10 protein-coding genes are annotated in these 17,032 nt (G+C 37.5%); 5 read left to right on the top strand and 5 right to left on the bottom strand.

The annotated features are described in order from the left end of the window. Window positions 1–20: 20 nt before the first annotated feature. The 5 genes from fusA to rpoB form a co-directional block, all read right to left on the bottom strand. The gene (gene fusA, locus HMPREF9225_RS04295) at window positions 21–2,099 is read right to left on the bottom strand and encodes an elongation factor G (protein WP_008901720.1); all 2,079 of its coding nucleotides are present in this window, start codon (window positions 2,097–2,099) and stop codon (window positions 21–23) included. A gap of 9 nt (window positions 2,100–2,108) precedes the next feature. Next, window positions 2,109–2,579 (bottom strand): 30S ribosomal protein S7, encoded by a 471-nt coding sequence (gene rpsG / locus HMPREF9225_RS04290; protein WP_008901719.1) that lies wholly within the window; start codon window positions 2,577–2,579, stop codon window positions 2,109–2,111. A gap of 91 nt (window positions 2,580–2,670) precedes the next feature. Beyond that, complete coding sequence (gene rpsL / locus HMPREF9225_RS04285; protein ID WP_008901718.1) at window positions 2,671–3,087, bottom strand: 30S ribosomal protein S12; 417 nt, start codon at window positions 3,085–3,087, stop codon at window positions 2,671–2,673. Between the two features lie 75 nt (window positions 3,088–3,162). Beyond that, window positions 3,163–6,738, bottom strand: a complete 3,576-nt coding sequence (gene rpoC / locus HMPREF9225_RS04280) for a DNA-directed RNA polymerase subunit beta' (RefSeq protein WP_040551313.1) — start codon at window positions 6,736–6,738, stop codon at window positions 3,163–3,165. Between the two features lie 22 nt (window positions 6,739–6,760). Beyond that, window positions 6,761–10,543, bottom strand: coding sequence for a DNA-directed RNA polymerase subunit beta (rpoB, locus tag HMPREF9225_RS04275; protein ID WP_008901716.1), 3,783 nt, complete (start codon window positions 10,541–10,543; stop codon window positions 6,761–6,763). A 411-nt stretch (window positions 10,544–10,954) separates the two neighbouring features. Between rpoB and lepB the strand changes: the two genes are divergently transcribed. The 5 genes from lepB (at window position 10,955) to HMPREF9225_RS04250 (ending at window position 16,672) form a co-directional block, all read left to right on the top strand. Further along, on the top strand, window positions 10,955–11,494 hold the full coding sequence (gene lepB / locus HMPREF9225_RS04270) for a signal peptidase I (protein WP_008901715.1): 540 nt from the start codon (window positions 10,955–10,957) through the stop codon (window positions 11,492–11,494). Further along, entirely contained in the window at window positions 11,494–13,302 is a 1,809-nt protein-coding gene (gene lepA / locus HMPREF9225_RS04265; RefSeq protein ID WP_008901714.1) for a translation elongation factor 4, read from the top strand. Before lepB ends, lepA begins: the two co-directional genes overlap by 1 nt. Continuing rightward, a complete protein-coding gene (gene hemW / locus HMPREF9225_RS04260; RefSeq protein WP_008901713.1) occupies window positions 13,299–14,420 on the top strand; it encodes a radical SAM family heme chaperone HemW in 1,122 nt (373 codons plus the stop codon). The genes lepA and hemW overlap by 4 nt, the downstream gene beginning before the upstream one ends. 66 nt (window positions 14,421–14,486) lie before the next feature. After that, the gene (rpsT, locus tag HMPREF9225_RS04255) at window positions 14,487–14,750 is read left to right on the top strand and encodes a 30S ribosomal protein S20 (RefSeq protein ID WP_008901712.1); all 264 of its coding nucleotides are present in this window, start codon (window positions 14,487–14,489) and stop codon (window positions 14,748–14,750) included. A 59-nt stretch (window positions 14,751–14,809) separates the two neighbouring features. After that, entirely contained in the window at window positions 14,810–16,672 is a 1,863-nt protein-coding gene (locus HMPREF9225_RS04250; protein WP_008901711.1) for an ATP-dependent helicase, read from the top strand. The last annotated feature ends 360 nt before the right edge of the window (window positions 16,673–17,032 follow it).

Below are 17,032 nucleotides of genomic sequence, written 5' to 3'. Positions count from 1 at the left end.
TTTTGCCATTTTAATCCTCCTTATTTATCTTTTTTCTTGCCGACTACTTCATCAGCAATGTTTTTAGGTACTTGTTCATAGTGGTCGAATTGCATTGAATAGTTTGCTCTTCCTTGTGTATTTGATCTTAGTGATGTAGCATATCCAAACATTTCTGCTAGTGGTACGTAGCATGTTACTATTTGTGCTCCGTTTACTAGTTCCATTCCTTCCATTCTTCCACGTCTTGAGTTGATATCTCCAATTACGTCTCCCATGTATTCTTCTGGGGTTGTAATTTCTACTTTCATCATTGGTTCTAGTAGTACTGGATTTCCTTTTGCTAGTGCATCTCTTAGTGCCATTGATCCTGCTATTTTGAACGCCATTTCTGATGAGTCGACATCGTGGAATGATCCGTCGTATAGGGTTACTTTTATATCTAGTACTTCATATCCGCCTAGTACCCCTGATTGAAGTGCTTCTTCAATACCTTGTTGGGTTGGTCCTATGAATTCCTTAGGTATTGCTCCCCCTACGATTTTGTTTTCAAATACAAAACCTGAACCTGGTTCTAGTGGTTCTACTTGTATCTTTGCGTGACCATATTGTCCACGTCCACCTGATTGACGTACGTATTTTCCTTCTCCTTCAGCTGGCATGGTGATGGATTCTCTGTAAGATACTTGTGGGTTACCTATATTTGCTTCTACTTTGAATTCTCTTAGTAGTCTGTCTACGATTATATCTAAGTGAAGTTCTCCCATTCCTGCGATGATTGTTTGTCCTGTTTCTTCATCTGTGTAGGTTCTAAATGTTGGGTCTTCTTCTGCTAACTTTTGTAGTGCTAGTGCCATCTTATCTTGTGACGCTTTTGTCTTTGGTTCGATAGCTACTGAGATTACTGGTTCTGGGAATTCCATGTTTTCAAGAATGATTGGGCTCTTTTCATCACATAGAGTATCCCCTGTTCCTGTATCTTTTAGTCCTACTGCTGCAGCGATTTCTCCTGCGAATACTTCTTCTACTTCTTCTCTCTTGTTAGCGTGCATTAATAGGATTCTTCCTATTCTTTCTCTCTTGTTCTTAGATGAGTTTAGTACGTAAGATCCTGCTTTTATAGATCCTGAGTATACTCTGAAGTATGCTAGTTTTCCTACGTATGGGTCAGATACTATTTTGAATGCTAGTGCTGATAGTGGTTCGTCATCTGATGCGTGACGATCTTCTTCTTCGTCAGTGCCTGGTTTTGTTCCTACTATTGCAGGGATGTCTGTTGGCGCTGGCATGTAATCAACGATAGCGTCTAGTAGTAATTGAACTCCTTTGTTCTTGTAAGAAGATCCACATGTTACTGGGAATATTTTTACATCTATAGTTCCCTTTCTGATTGCTCTTTTAATCATTTCTATTGTGATTTCTTCTTCTTCAAGATAAGCCATCATTAGTTCTTCGTCGAACTCTGATACGGCTTCGATCATTTGATCTCTATATTCTAAAGCTTTTTCTTTATATTCGTCTGGAACATCTGTTATTTCTATTTCAGTTCCGTCTTCGTTCTTATAAATTTCAGCTTTCATTTCTACAAGGTCAATCATTCCAATGAAGTTTTCTTCTGCTCCCATTGGGATTTGGATTGGAACTGGATTTGCATGTAGTTTGTTCTTTATGGTTTCAATTGATCTATAAAAGTCGGCTCCTGTTACGTCCATCTTATTTATATGGCATATTCTAGGAACTTTATATTTATCCGCTTGTCTCCATACTGTTTCTGATTGTGGCTCAACTCCAGATTTTGCATCAAATAGTGCTACAGAACTATCTAGTACACGTAGTGATCTTTCTACTTCTACTGTAAAGTCTACGTGTCCTGGTGTGTCTATGATGTTTAGTCTGTATCCTTTCCACATTGCTGTTGTTGCAGCTGATGTGATGGTGATTCCTCTTTCTTGTTCTTGCACCATCCAGTCCATTTGTGCTGCACCTTCATGGGTTTCTCCAATTTTATGGATCTTACCTGTGTAATAAAGGATACGTTCTGTTGTGGTTGTTTTACCAGCGTCGATGTGAGCCATAATACCTATATTTCTTACTTTATTTAATGGTATTTCTCTTGGCATATTTCCCCCTTACCATCTGTAGTGAGCAAATGCCTTGTTGGCTTCTGCTGTTCTATGCATTTCTTCTTTTCTCTTTACAGAGCCGCCTAAACCATTAGATGCGTCTAGGATTTCTTTTGCTAGTCTGTCAGCCATGGTTCTTTCTCCACGTTTTCTAGCAAATCCTACAAGCCATCTTAGTCCTAGTGTTTGACGTCTTTCTGGTCTAACTTCCATAGGTACTTGGTATGTTGCTCCACCAATTCTTCTTGCTTTTACTTCTAATACAGGCATTACGTTGTTAAGAGCTTTGTAGAATACTTCTATTGCTTCTTCGCCTGTTGTTTCAGCTACTTTGTCAAGTGCTGTATATACTATTTTTTGTGCTGTTCCCTTTTTTCCGTCTAACATTACGTTGTTTATAAGTTTTGTTATTACAACGTCATCGTACTTAGGATCAGCCATAACAATTCTTTTTGGTATATGTCCTTTTCTTGGCATAACTTCCCTCCTTAACCATTATTAGTTGATTCATCGGTACTCGGTATATCCGCTTGCCTAAGCAATCTATATAATGAGTCAATTTTTAAAATTATTTAGCTTTTGGCTTCTTTGTACCGTACTTTGATCTTGATTGTCTTCTTGTGTCCACTCCTGCTGTATCTAGTGTACCTCTTACGATGTGGTATCTAACCCCTGGAAGGTCTTTTACTCTTCCACCTCTGATAAGAACTACGGAGTGTTCTTGCAAGTTATGTCCAATTCCTGGTATATAAGCCATGACTTCATATCCATTTGTTAAACGAACTCTTGCTACCTTTCTAAGTGCTGAGTTAGGTTTCTTAGGTGTTACTGTTCTAACCGCTACGCATACTCCACGTTTTTGTGGTGATTGTGCTTTAGTTTCAACTTTTCTTAGTGAGTCGTAGTTTACTCCTAGTGCTGGTGATTTAGATTTGTGTTCTACCTTTTTTCTTCCGCTTCTAACTAGCTGATTAATTGTAGGCATTCTGCACCTCCTTCTTTATTTTACATAGTGGAAAGACTACCCTGGAAGAGTAGTCTTTCACACTAAACTATTTTATCATTCTATTTCTGTTAAGTCAACCATATTTTTGGAGACTTTTTCAGTATTTTCAAGGAGTTCAAAGTTTTCTTTAAGCTTTTCTGAAAGTCCTAGTTGTACTTTGGAATTCATCCTTGTTCCTGTTCCTGCAGGGATTAATTGTCCTATAATTATATTTTCTTTTAATCCTTGTAGTTGGTCTTCTTTTCCTTTGATTGCTGCATCTGTTAGAACTCTTGTGGTTTCTTGGAATGATGCTGCTGATAAGAAACTTTCTGTTGCAAGGGAAGCTTTTGTAATTCCTAGTAGTGCTACTTCGCCTGTTGCTTCTTGTCTTCCTTCTTCTCTTGCTAATTCATTTGCTCTCTTGAAGTCAACGTTATCTACTAATGAGCCTGGTAGTAATTCTGTTGAGCCTGCATCTAATACCTTGGTCTTGCCCATCATTTGACGAACTATTATTTCGATGTGTTTGTCATTGATGTCTACCCCTTGAAGTCTGTATACTCTTTGTACTTCTTTGATGATGTACTGTTCTACTCCTTCTCTTCCCTTAACTTTTAGTAGGTCTTGTGGGTATACTGAACCTTGAGTTAGTTCTGCTCCCTTTTCTACATAGTCTCCGTTTTTAACTTTTATTCTTGCTCCGTAGACAATGTTGTAGGTTGCTGCTTCTCCGTCTTTTGAAGTTACTACGATTTCTCGTTTCTTATCTTCTTCTTTTATTTCTACTGTTCCATCTATCTCAGTGATTACTGCAAGTCCCTTTGGTTTTCTAGCTTCGAAAAGCTCTTCAACTCTAGGAAGACCTTGGGTGATGTCTGCTGCGGCTGCAACTCCACCTGTGTGGAATGTTCTCATTGTAAGCTGAGTTCCCGGTTCACCAATGGATTGTGCTGCTATTACTCCGACTGCTTCTCCTGTTCCTACTTGACTTCCTGTTGCCAAGTTTCTTCCGTAACAGTGTGCGCAAACTCCGTTTTTACATTTACATCCAAGTACAGATCTAACTTTAACTTCTGTTATTCCAAGTTTTTCTATTAGTTCTGCATCGTCGTCTGTAATTTCTGTATTCTTTGGTACGATTATTTCTTTTGTTTCTGGATTTACTATATCTTCTGCTGAGTATCTACCTTCGATTCTGTCCTTTATACTTTCTATTAGTTCTTTTCCGTCGGTAAATGCTTTTGCTACGATATATTCATCTGTTCCGCAGTCTTCTTTTTCTATTATTACTTGTTGTGATACGTCTACTAGTCTTCTGGTTAGGTATCCTGAGTCCGCTGTTCTTAGAGCCGTATCTGCAAGTCCCTTTCTAGAACCATGGGCTGACATGTAGAACTCAAGCACTGATAGTCCTTCACGGAAGTTTGATTTAATCGGTACTTCGATAGTTCTTCCTGATGGTGATGCCATTAGTCCACGCATACCTGCTAGCTGTCTGATTTGGTTCTTAGATCCTCTCGCTCCAGAGTCCGCCATGATGTAGATATTGTTAAGTGGGTCGAATCCACTCATTACTTCGTCGGTTAGCTCGTCTGTTGCGTTGTTCCAAATTTCGATTACTTTTTCATATCTTTCTTCATCAGATATTAATCCCATTGCAAATGTATCTTCGTAGATCTCTACTTGTTCATCGGCTTTCTTTAGGATTTCTGGTTTTATTTCTGGTACTTCTACGTCGCCCATGGAGATTGAGATTGCTCCTATGGTTGAATAGTGGTATCCAGTTTCTTTGAAATGGTCAAGTAGGACTGCTGTTTCTATATTTCCATGTATTTTGTAAGTTTTTTCGATTATGGTTCCAAGTAGTTTTTTATCTACTACTCTGTCTATTTCTAGTCCGTATGGATCTTCTTCTCTATTTACAAATCCTAGATCTTGAGGGATAAATTCGTTTACTAAGAATCTTCCTACTGAAGAGTAAACTATCTTTCCTCTCTTGTCATCTTCGTCTTTGTATCTTCTAACTCCTACTTTTGCTTGTAGGTGTAAAAATCCACTTCCATATGCATGCATCATTTCATCAATATCTCTGAAAACCATGCCGTTTCCTTTGACTTCATCTTTTCTGTCAAGGGTTAGATAGTACATACCTAGTACCATATCTTGGGAAGGTGTTGTGATTGGTTTACCATCTTTTAGAGCTAGAATATTGTTTGTAGATAGCATTAGAAGTCTAGCTTCTGTCTGTGCTTCTATGGATAGTGGTAGATGGACTGCCATTTGGTCCCCGTCGAAGTCAGCGTTGAATGCTGCACATACTAGCGGGTGAAGTTTGATTGCTTTTCCTTCTACTAGCACTGGTTCAAATGCTTGGATACCAAGTCTGTGGAGGGTCGGCGCTCTGTTTAGTAGTACTGGATGGTCTTTTATAACTTCATCTAGCACATCCCAAACTTCTTCTGTCTGTCTTTCCACTTTTCTCTTAGCTGCTTTTATATTGTGAGCATATTCTTTTGCTACAAGCTCTCTCATTACAAATGGCTTAAATAATTCAAGCGCCATATTCTTTGGAAGACCGCATTGATAGAATTTTAGATTTGGTCCTACTACTATTACTGAACGACCTGAGTAGTCGACACGCTTACCTAGTAGGTTTTGTCTAAATCTACCTTGCTTTCCTTTTAACATTTCAGAAAGAGATTTAAGAGGTCTGTTGCCTGGTCCGGTTACTGGACGTCCCCTTCTTCCGTTGTCAATAAGAGCATCTACCGCTTCTTGTAGCATTCTCTTTTCATTTCTAACTATTATTTCTGGTGCATTTATATCGAGTAGTTTTTTTAGTCTGTTGTTTCTATTTATTATTCTTCTGTATAGATCGTTTAAATCTGAAGTTGCAAATCTACCACCGTCTAGTTGTACCATCGGTCTTAGATCTGGTGGGATTACTGGTATTGCATCTAGGATCATCCATTCTGGTTTGTTTCCTGATTGGATAAAGGCTTCTATTACTTCAAGTCTTCTAGAAACTCTAATTGCCTTTTGTCCTGTTGCACCTTCCATTTCCGCCTTTAACATTTCAGATTCTTTTTCTAGATCTATCTGTTTTAAAAGTTTCTTTACGGCTTCTGCTCCCATTCCTGCTTCGAATTGGTCACCGTATTCGCTCTTTAGTTCTCTATATTCGACTTCTGGTAGAATTTGTTTTACAAAAACAGCGTTACATTCAGGTTCTACTTTTGTAACTATATATGAAGCGAAATATAGAACTTTTTCTAAGGCTCTAGGGCTCATGTCAAGGGCTAGTCCCATTCTTGAAGGGATGCCTTTGAAGTACCAAATATGTGAAACTGGTGCTGCTAGTTCTATGTGACCCATTCTTTCACGACGAACTTTGGCTTTTGTTACTTCAACTCCACATTTTTCGCACACTACGCCTTTATATCTTATTCTTTTATATTTTCCACAGGAACATTCCCAATCCTTAGTAGGTCCAAATATTTTTTCACAAAATAGACCTTCTTTTTCAGGCTTCAATGTTCTGTAGTTTATTGTTTCTGGTTTTTTCACTTCGCCATAGGACCATTCTCTGATTTTTTCAGGGCTTGCTAGTCCTATTTTGATAGAGTGGAATAAATCATGCCTACTCAAATGAATCTCCTTTCTTAAAGAACTATTCTTCCTCTTCCATATCGTCGTCATCGTCCATATCATCCATCATATCTTCAGCATCTTCGCCGGTTATGACCTTTATGAATGATGGCTCATCATCGTCATCCTCATCGTCTTCTTCGATGGACATATTTTCGATTTCTTTTGATGAAATTCTTGAAAGGTGAGAAGTTCCTTCTATAAGTTCCTTAATATCTTCTTCTGTTTCTGCTGCACCTTGATCTATTCTTGCTAGATCTTCTTCATCTACTTGTAAGTCGACTAAGTTCTTGTCTTCGTCTAATACTTGTATTTCTAATGCAAGTGCTTCCAATTCTTTTATTAGAACCTTGAAACTTTCTGGTACGCCAGGCTTTTGAATATTTTCGCCTTTTACGATTGCTTCATAAGTCTTTACACGACCTACAATATCATCTGATTTAACTGTAAGCATTTCTTGTAGTGTGTAGGATGCGCCGTAGGCTTCAAGTGCCCAAACTTCCATTTCCCCGAATCTTTGTCCACCGAACTGAGCCTTACCTCCTAGAGGTTGTTGAGTTACTAGTGAATAAGGTCCTGTACTTCTTGCGTGAATCTTTTCATCTACAAGGTGGTGAAGTTTAAGCATGTACATTATTCCTACTGTTACTGGATGGTCGAATTCTTCTCCGGTTCTTCCGTCCCTTAGTTGAATCTTCCCATCTGCTGGAAGTCCAGCTTTTTCTAATGAATCTATAATATCTTGTTCGTTTGCTCCGTCAAATACTGGTGTTGCAACTTTCCAACCGAGTTTTCTAGCTGCAAGTCCCAAGTGAACTTCTAGTACTTGTCCTAGGTTCATACGGGAAGGTACCCCTAGTGGATTTAGAACGATTTGGATTGGAGTTCCATCAGGCATGTATGGCATGTCTTCTGCAGGCATTACCCTTGAGATAACACCCTTGTTGCCGTGACGACCACACATCTTATCTCCTACTTGGATTTTTCTCTTCGTAGCGATAAATACCCTTACCATTTCTTGAACTCCTGGTTGAAGTTCATCTCCTGTAGATCTTCTAAATGTCTTAACATCTACGACAATTCCCTGTTCCCCATGAGGAAGTCTAAGAGATGTATCTCTTACTTCACGAGATTTTTCTCCAAAGATTGCACGCAGTAGTCTTTCTTCTGGACTTTGGTCCCCTTCTCCCTTAGGAGTTACTTTACCTACTAGGATGTCTCCAGGTTTAACTTCCGCTCCAACTCTTATGATTCCACGTTCATCTAGATCCTTAAGCATATCATCCCCGACATTTGGAATGTCCCTTGTGATTTCTTCTGGTCCTAGTTTAGTATCACGAGCTTCAGATTCGTATTCTTCTATATGAAGTGAAGTTAGTACATCGTTTATAACTAGATCTTTGTTTACTAGCATAGCGTCTTCGTAGTTATATCCTTCCCAGTTCATAAATGCGATTAGGATATTCTTACCAAGTGCCATTTCACCCATATCTGTAGATGGTCCGTCGGCTATTACTTCTCCAGCCTTAACCTTTTGACCTTCTTTTACGATAGGTCTTTGGTTGATGGTGGTGCCTTGGTTTCCGCCTACAAATTTGTGAAGTTTAAAGTTTATTACTTTGCCGTCCTCATCTCTTTTAAGAGTAATTGATTTTGAATCTACTTTTTCAATTACTCCGTCATCTGTTGCAACGATTACAACCCCAGAGTCTTTAGCTGCGCGGTATTCTATTCCTGTTCCTATAATAGGAGCTTCTGTCTTTAGAAGTGGCACTGCTTGACGTTGCATGTTGGCTCCCATTAGGGCACGGTTTGCGTCGTCGTTTTCTAGGAATGGAATCATCGCAGTACCTACAGCTACTATTTGCTTAGGGCTTACGTCCATGTAGGTAACCTTGTCTGAATCGAAGAAGTCAACCACACCTTCTGGTCCTCTTGCAACGATTCTAGAGTTTACGAATTTTCCATCTTCATCCAAAATTTCGTTTGATTGGGCAATGATTTGTTCGTATTCAACGTCTGCTGTTAAATATTCAATTTCATCTGTTACGATTCCTTCTCCAAGTTTTACCTTTCTATAAGGAGCTTCTATGAATCCATATTCATTTATTCTCGCATAGGTGGTTAGAGAAGTGATAAGACCGATGTTTGGTCCTTCTGGGGTCTCAATCGGACACATTCTTCCGTAGTGGGAGTTGTGTACGTCACGCACTTCGAAACCAGCTCTATCACGAGATAGTCCTCCAGGTCCTAGAGCTGAAAGTCTTCTCTTGTGAGTAAGTTCAGAAAGTGGATTGTTTTGATCCATGAATTGTGATAGCTGTGATGAACCGAAAAATTCTTTAATTGCAGCTGTCACTGGTCTTATATTTATAAGAGATTGTGGTGTTGTAGTATCCGCATCTTGTACAGTCATTCTCTCTTTTATTACTCTTTCCATTCTGGAAATACCAATTCTAAATTGGTTTTGCAGAAGTTCTCCAACTGATCTGATTCTTCTATTGCCTAGATGGTCAATATCATCTGTAGTTCCAACTCCTTGTGAAAGTCCGAACTCATATGAAACAGAAGCTAACATATCATCTACTAAAATATGTTTTGGAGAAAGGTCGAATTTTCTTTTTATAAGTTCTGCCTTGAAAGCTTCTTCATCGTTTGAAAATTCATTGTATATTTCTTCAAATACTGGAAGATAAATCTTTTCCTTAAAGCCTAGATCTTTTAAATCGAAAGGAAGATCATAATTCTTTGGAATTGAGAAGTTGTTTCCGTGTACAATTACTTTTCTATCTTCGTCACCAGCGTGGATTGCCTTGATTAAAACAGTAACCGTATTAACTCCTGCATTTTCTATTCTAAAAGCATCTTCTCTTGTAAGTTTATCTCCAGCTTTAGCTAGGATTTCTCCTGTAAGCGTATCGATAATATCTTCTGCAACGAATTGACCTTCTATTCTAGATGCGATAGAAAGTTTCTTGTTAAACTTGTATCTACCTACATGGGCAAGGTCATATCTCTTGTAATCGAAAAACATATTTTCGAAGAGACTTTGCGCAGAATCTAGAGTAGGTGGTTCGCCAGGTCTTAGTTTTTTGTAAATTTCTATAAGAGCTTCTTCTTTATTAGTAGTCAAATCTTTTTCAAAAGTTCTAAGAAGTAGTTCTGATTCACCTAAAAATTCTGTAATTTCTTCATTTGACTCTAAACCAATTGCACGTAGAAGCACTGTAATTGGTATCTTTCTAGTTCTATCTATTCTAACGTTAATTACGCTTTGTGAGTCTGTTTCGTATTCTAGCCAAGCTCCTCTGTTTGGAATAAGAGTAGCAGAAATAAGTTTTCTACCTACCTTATCAGTTTCTTGTTTGTAGTAAGCACCCGGGCTTCTAACAAGCTGAGAAACTACTACACGTTCCGCACCATTTATAATAAATGTGCCTGTTGGTGTCATAAGAGGAAGATCTCCCATAAACACTTCTTGTTCTTTGACTTCTCCGGTCTTTGTGTTGATAAGTCTAACCATCACTTTAAGTGGCGCAGCGTAGTTAGTATCCCTCGCCTTTGACTCATCTATATCGTACTTTGCTTGTTCTTCGTGAAGTTTATAATCAACAAACTCCAAGATTAAATTGCCGGCGTAGTCTTCAATCGGACTTACATCTTCAAAAACTTCTTTAAGTCCTTCATCAAGAAGCCATTTATATGAGCTAGTCTGTACTTCGATTAAGTTAGGTAAGCTTAAAACCTCCTCAATCCTTGAAAAACTCATTCTTTCGCGTTTCCCGTATTTAACAGGATGTACCATCAAATCACCCCTACTTTTGGTATATAAACGTTAAATTTAGAGCCTACTAGTCCACTCTAAATTATTATTATGCAATTTATTATTATAACACTATATGTCAAGGTTTCCAATAGCAATACAGAAAATACTTATAATTTTCACTTAATTTTAAAATTTATTTATTTTTAAAGGCTTTTTATAATTTTTTTAGCTATTTTTATTTTTCTTTCCATTATATATATGTTTTTAAAAACTATTTAGTATTTATTTAAAATTTTTTAAACAATTATCAAATGAAAAATATTTTTTTGAATATGCTATTAAAAATTTTCCAATTTAAAATTATTTTTATTCTTCTCTACCCCATTCCTCATTAACTATCTTTTTAAATCCGCATAACTATGATAAAATAAAGGTCTATAGGAGGTAACTATGTCAAAAGAAAGTATATCGCTTATTAAAAGTATAGTTATTGCAGTTATTTTAGGACTGCTTATTAGAAATTATGTATTCAATATTGCATCGGTTAATGGTGCGAGTATGGAAAATACTCTTCACCACAAAGATCTTTTATTCTGCTTATCTTACAAGAAGTTTCAAGAGGTAGAAAGAGATTCAATCGTTGTTATAAAACCTCCAATTCCTGGAGAAAAAAGAAAATTTATAAAGAGAGTTATCGGTCTTCCTGGTGAGACTGTAACTATTAAAGACGGACAAGTTTACATAGATGGCAAGCTCCTTGACGAGCCTTATGTAAAAGATTTTACTCCAGCCCATCTAAATGGAGATATAGATGATGAATTTGTGCTAGGTGATGGCGAATATTTTGTAATGGGAGACAATCGTCTAAACTCGGAGGACTCGAGAGCTTTTGGCCCTATAACCAAGAAGAATATCTACTCCTTTGCAGTTTATAGATTCTTCCCTTTCAAATCAGCCACATCTATCGTTTATAAAGATAAGGAGAATTAATGGACAGACAAAAAAATATTCGTAACTTTTCTATAATTGCCCATATTGACCACGGTAAGAGTACCCTCGCCGATAGGCTGATTGAAATGACTGGGATGCTTACTGAAAGAGAGATGGACTCCCAAGTTCTAGATTCAATGGATCTTGAACGTGAACGTGGAATTACAATTAAATTAAAAGCCGTTAGGCTTGTGTATAAAGCTAAGGACGGACAGGAATATCTTTTAAACTTAATCGACACTCCTGGTCACGTGGATTTTAACTACGAAGTTTCAAGGTCACTTCAAGCTTGTGAAGGTGCCCTTGTGGTGGTGGATGCATCCCAAGGTGTGGAGGCGCAAACCCTTGCCAATGTGTACCTTGCCATCGACCAAGACTTGGAGCTCGTGCCAATTATAAATAAGATTGACCTACCTGCTGCAAGACCTGAAGAAGTTAAGCAAGAAATAGAAGATATTATCGGAATCGATGCTCATGATGCTCCTCTTATCTCTGCTAAGACTGGCGTGGGAATGGAAGCTGTCTTCGATAAAATTATTGAAGCTGTGCCCCATCCAACTGGAGATGCAAAGGCTCCTTTAAAGGCTCTAATCTTTGACTCTTACTACGACTCTTACAAGGGAGTTATCTGTTACATCAGAGTTTTCGACGGAGTTATTAAACCTGGCATGGAAATTCAAATGATGTCAAACGGTGCAACCTTTGAAGTTGTGGAAGTCGGTGTAACCACTTCTGGACTTATGAGTCTAAGTGAACTTTCTGCAGGAGATGTTGGATACTTCACCGCTTCTATAAAAGAAGTGAAGGAAGCTCGTGTCGGTGATACTGTTACAGAAAAATCTCGTCCTACTGAGAAGGCTCTCCCTGGTTACAAACAAGTTCAACCGATGGTATTCTGCGGAATCTATCCTGGTGAAGGAGAAGAATACACCGCAGTTAGAGAAGCTTTGGAAAAATTACAGGTAAACGACGCTGCCCTATCCTTTGATGCAGAAACTTCTGTTGCTTTGGGATTTGGTTTTAGATGTGGATTCTTAGGTCTTCTTCACATGGAAATCATCCAAGAAAGACTTGAAAGAGAATTTGATTTAAATATTATCACCACCGCACCTTCAGTTATCTACAAGGTACACACTGTGGATCACAAAGTATTTGAAATCCAAAATCCATCCAACCTACCTGATCCAACTGAAATAGAATTTATGGAAGAACCTATCGTTCGTGCAGAGATCATGACTCCTACAGATTATGTGGGGGCAGTTATGGAACTTTGCCAAAACAGGCGCGGAATCTTTATAGATATGCAGTACTTGGAAGAAACTAGAACTCTAATTAGTTACGACCTTCCACTTAACGAAGTTATCTACGACTTCTTCGATGCGCTTAAATCCAAAACTCGTGGATACGCAAGCTACGACTACGAACTTACCGGATACAAACGCTCAGAACTTGTGAAGATGGATATTCTTATAAATTCTGAACTTGTGGATGCCTTCTCAATGATCGTTCACAAGGACACAGCCTATGCAAGAGGCAGAAGAATTTGCGAAAAGCTAACGGATGTAATTCCAAGACATCAATTTGCAATTCCAATCCAAGCTGCCATTGGCGCGAAGATCATCGCTCGTGAAACCATAAGAGCCCTTAGAAAAGACGTACTTGCTAAGTGCTACGGTGGAGATATTTCAAGAAAGAGAAAACTTCTTGAAAAACAAAAAGAAGGTAAGAAGAGAATGAGATCCATCGGTTCTGTAGAAGTGCCACAAGAAGCATTCTTAACAGTACTAAAATACGACGAAGAAAAATGACATCAATCTACATTCACATTCCCTTCTGTATAAAAAAATGCAACTACTGTGACTTCACATCCTACAGCTGCATTTCAGAAGAAAATATAGAAAATTATTTTAAATATTTAATTAAAGAGATGGGGATGAATCCTCCTAAAGATGAAATTAATTCCATATTTATAGGAGGAGGAACCCCCTCTTTTGTTGATTCAAAATATATAGAAGATATTTTTAATGTTTTGAAGAAGTATCCTTGGACAGAAGATATTGAAATAACCTTGGAGGCAAATCCTAACTCGATTACCAAAGAAAAATTAAAGGTTTACAAAGACTTAGGAATTAATCGAATCTCCATGGGAGTTCAATCCTTCAACGAAGATATCTTAAAGAAAATCGGCAGGGTTCACAAAAATAGCGACACATTCTCTGCCGCTAAAAATATTAGAGAAGTGGGATTTAAAAATCTAAACCTGGATCTTATGCTTGCCCTTCCAGATCAGAAAATGGATGACGTTGAAGATTCTCTAAGAGAAATTGAAAAATTAAATCCAGAGCATATTTCCTATTATAGTCTTATAATTGAACCTGGAACTCCAATGGAGAAGTTTTACGAAGAAGGAAGGTACACCTTTCCTAATGAAGAACTGGATAGAAAGATGTATCATCGAGTAGTGGAAGGCCTTGAGAACCTAGGATACCATCAGTATGAAATTTCAAATTTTGCAAAGAGTGGATATGAATCGGTGCATAATTTGAGATACTGGAAAATAAAAGAATATTTAGGCTATGGTCTATCTGCATCGTCAAGCATTGGCGAATACAGATACACAAATACGGATAATTTTAAAGATTATTTTGAAATGATCGATGAAGGTAGACTTCCTCAAATATTTAGAGAAAGATTAAAAAATATTGACAGGCTCCATGAATACATGATTATGGGACTTAGGCTTAATGATGGTGTGGATATAGAAGATGCAGAAAATAGATTTGGCATCGACATAAAAAAATATTACAAAGAAGAAATTGAAAAAAATTTAAAATACAAAACCATTCGCATGGAAAATAATCGGATATTTTTAACCGATTACGGCAGAGATATTTCTAATCAGGTAGAGCTTGATTTCATGAAATAACTCTTGCAAACTCGTTGCCCTCGTGGTAAAATACTAAGAGCGTAATAATTAATGGAGGTGAAATAAGTGGCAAATATTAAATCTGCAAAGAAAAGAATCGAAATTGGAAATAGAAATAGACTAAGAAACAAAGCTAGAAAAACTGAATTCAAAACAGTTATAAAGAAATTTGAAAAGACATTAGCTGAAGGAAACTTCGATGAAGCTAGAGAAATCTTAAAAGATGTAGATAAGAAACTTAAAAAAGCTTCCGTTAAAAATGTAATTCACAAAAACGAAGCTGCAAGAAAAATTTCTAGACTTACAAAGAGACTTAATAATGCAATCTAGCATTTTAATAGGAAGGTTTACCTTCCTTTTTTAATACCCTTTTACAGATAAGGATACATATGGAAAGAGTTTTATCGAAAGAACAGCTCCTCGCGACAGAATTTCGAGATGGACCGGCGATGGTCCTCGCAGTTCCAGGAGCTGGTAAGACCACTATGCTCATGCATAGAACCAACAAATTAATAAGTAGTGGTGTTGATCCACAGAATATTTTGACCATCACCTTTTCAAAGGCATCGAGCCTTGACATGAAGAGAAAATATTTTGAACTCTTCGGCAAAAATGATGCAGAATTCTCAACTATCCACGCATTTTGTTATAGGATTCTAAACTATCACAAGAGGCTTCGCGGAGTAAATTACAATCTTCTAGAAGGAAAAAGACCGAGCAAGCAGGAGATTCTAAAAAATATTTATAGAAATATAAATAAAAAGAATCCTACTGATGAAATTTTGGAATCACTCCTATCAGATATTTCCTACGTAAAGAATATGTGCATTTCTCCGGAGGAACTCGTTGATAATCGTGGTTCTGAGATCAGTGGATTTAAAGAAATCTTTCATAGCTACGAAAGTTACAAGGCTTCCAAGAATCTAATCGACTTCGACGATATGATTACGAAAGCCTACGAAATTCTCTTGAACGATAAATTTGTGCTACAAAAAGTGAGAAGTACCTTTAAGTACTATCAACTGGACGAAGGTCAAGACACATCCTTTGCACAATTTAGAATTATGGAGCTTCTCGCCCATCCTAAGAACAATCTCTTCGTCGTTTTAGATGATGACCAAGCCATCTACGGATTTCGTGGAGCAAGCGTGGAAGAAGTTAAAAAGTTCGAGGAGAGAATCCACCCAACCATCTTCAAGATGCAGAGAAATTACCGTTCTCAAAGGCATATTATCGACTGCGCAAACACTTTTATCGAAGGAAACAGGGAGAGATTTGACAAGACTATTGAGTCGACCTTGGTAGAAAGAGAGCCGGTGTACCTGGTGAAGCTTCCGACGAGGATAGACCAATTTAAATTTATAAAAAGTAAACTCGACGACAAATCTTCTGCGGTGCTATATAGAAACAACGCACAAGTCCTAGGTCTTGTGGAATATTTTGAAAGAAATAATATTCCATTTAATATTCGGGACACGAAACTGAGATTCTATAATAATTTTATATTTAGAGATATCTTAAACATCATAGATTTTTCAATAGATCCATCTAACTACGAAATTTTCTACAGTTTTTACTACAAGATCAAAGGCTACATCAGCAAAAGACAGATGGAATATATAAAAAATATCCAGACTGACAACTATTTGGAGGCGCTTCTCAAGTATCCTGATCTTCCTTCCTACTACAAAGATAATTTTTATGAATTGATTTTGGATTTCAAATCTCTGAAGAAAAAGACCATGTACCAAAAGATTCACTTCATCCTCTACGAACTAAATTATAGCGATTACATGAAAAATTCCTGCAAGAGAATGGGACAAAACATCGAAGAATCTCGTGAATTTGCATATACCCTAATGCAAATTGCAAAGAACGTGGACTCCTACGAAGAATTCATCGGAAGATTAAAATATCTTGACGAACTACTAAGAGAACCAACAAAATCCACATCGAGCCTTACATTTTCAACGATGCATTCCGCAAAGGGACTGGAGTTTGACAGAGTATTTATCATCGACTTGACTTCAGGAATACTTCCAAGTTCTCGCTCCATCGAAAGATTGGATAGAGGAATCTACAACGACTACGAAGAAGAAAGAAGACTTTTCTATGTGGCGCTTACAAGGGCTAAGGAAGAATTATATTTAATCGAACCAGGAAAGTATCTCGACGCCAAGACGAAGGAATCAGAATTTATGACAGAAGTTAGGAAGAAGCAAGGAAGAAAAAGTAAAAAGCAAAGTAAATAAAGATAATTTTTAAGCGGCACCGCCGCTTTTTTTATTGAGGAAATTAAATTTTTTTGTGGAATATTTAAATTTTAAATGATATTAGCAGACTGTTTCAACCAATCGGCTCCGCCTCTTGGGAAACAGGTTGCATCACACCTACTAAGACTCACTGCGTTCGTCAAGTTAGGTGTAGAACGTATAGCGTGGAATTTTTATTATTTTATAAAATAATAAACTATCGCAACTGCAGTCACCCTGAGCGAACGCAGTGAGTCGAACGGGTATAACCTCCGAAGGTCAAGTATATGCAAATGAGCGATAACAAAAATAAAAGCTCCAAGACGATTCCGATTACAGAAACTCAAAAATTCTAAACCA

The organism is Peptoniphilus duerdenii ATCC BAA-1640 (assembly GCF_000146345.1).
Lineage (GTDB): Bacteria > Bacillota > Clostridia > Tissierellales > Peptoniphilaceae > Peptoniphilus_B > Peptoniphilus_B duerdenii.
This window is presented reverse-complemented; position numbering and strand designations above follow the sequence as displayed.

Coding starts and splice junctions, on each gene's coding strand:
- rpsG (WP_008901719.1), bottom strand. CDS start 2,579: ATGCCAAGAAAAGGACATATACCAAAAAGAATTGTTATGGCTGATCCT.
- hemW (WP_008901713.1), top strand. CDS start 13,299: ATGACATCAATCTACATTCACATTCCCTTCTGTATAAAAAAATGCAAC.
- fusA (WP_008901720.1), bottom strand. CDS start 2,099: ATGCCAAGAGAAATACCATTAAATAAAGTAAGAAATATAGGTATTATG.
- rpsL (WP_008901718.1), bottom strand. CDS start 3,087: ATGCCTACAATTAATCAGCTAGTTAGAAGCGGAAGAAAAAAGGTAGAA.
- lepB (WP_008901715.1), top strand. CDS start 10,955: ATGTCAAAAGAAAGTATATCGCTTATTAAAAGTATAGTTATTGCAGTT.
- rpoB (WP_008901716.1), bottom strand. CDS start 10,543: ATGGTACATCCTGTTAAATACGGGAAACGCGAAAGAATGAGTTTTTCA.
- lepA (WP_008901714.1), top strand. CDS start 11,494: ATGGACAGACAAAAAAATATTCGTAACTTTTCTATAATTGCCCATATT.
- HMPREF9225_RS04250 (WP_008901711.1), top strand. CDS start 14,810: ATGGAAAGAGTTTTATCGAAAGAACAGCTCCTCGCGACAGAATTTCGA.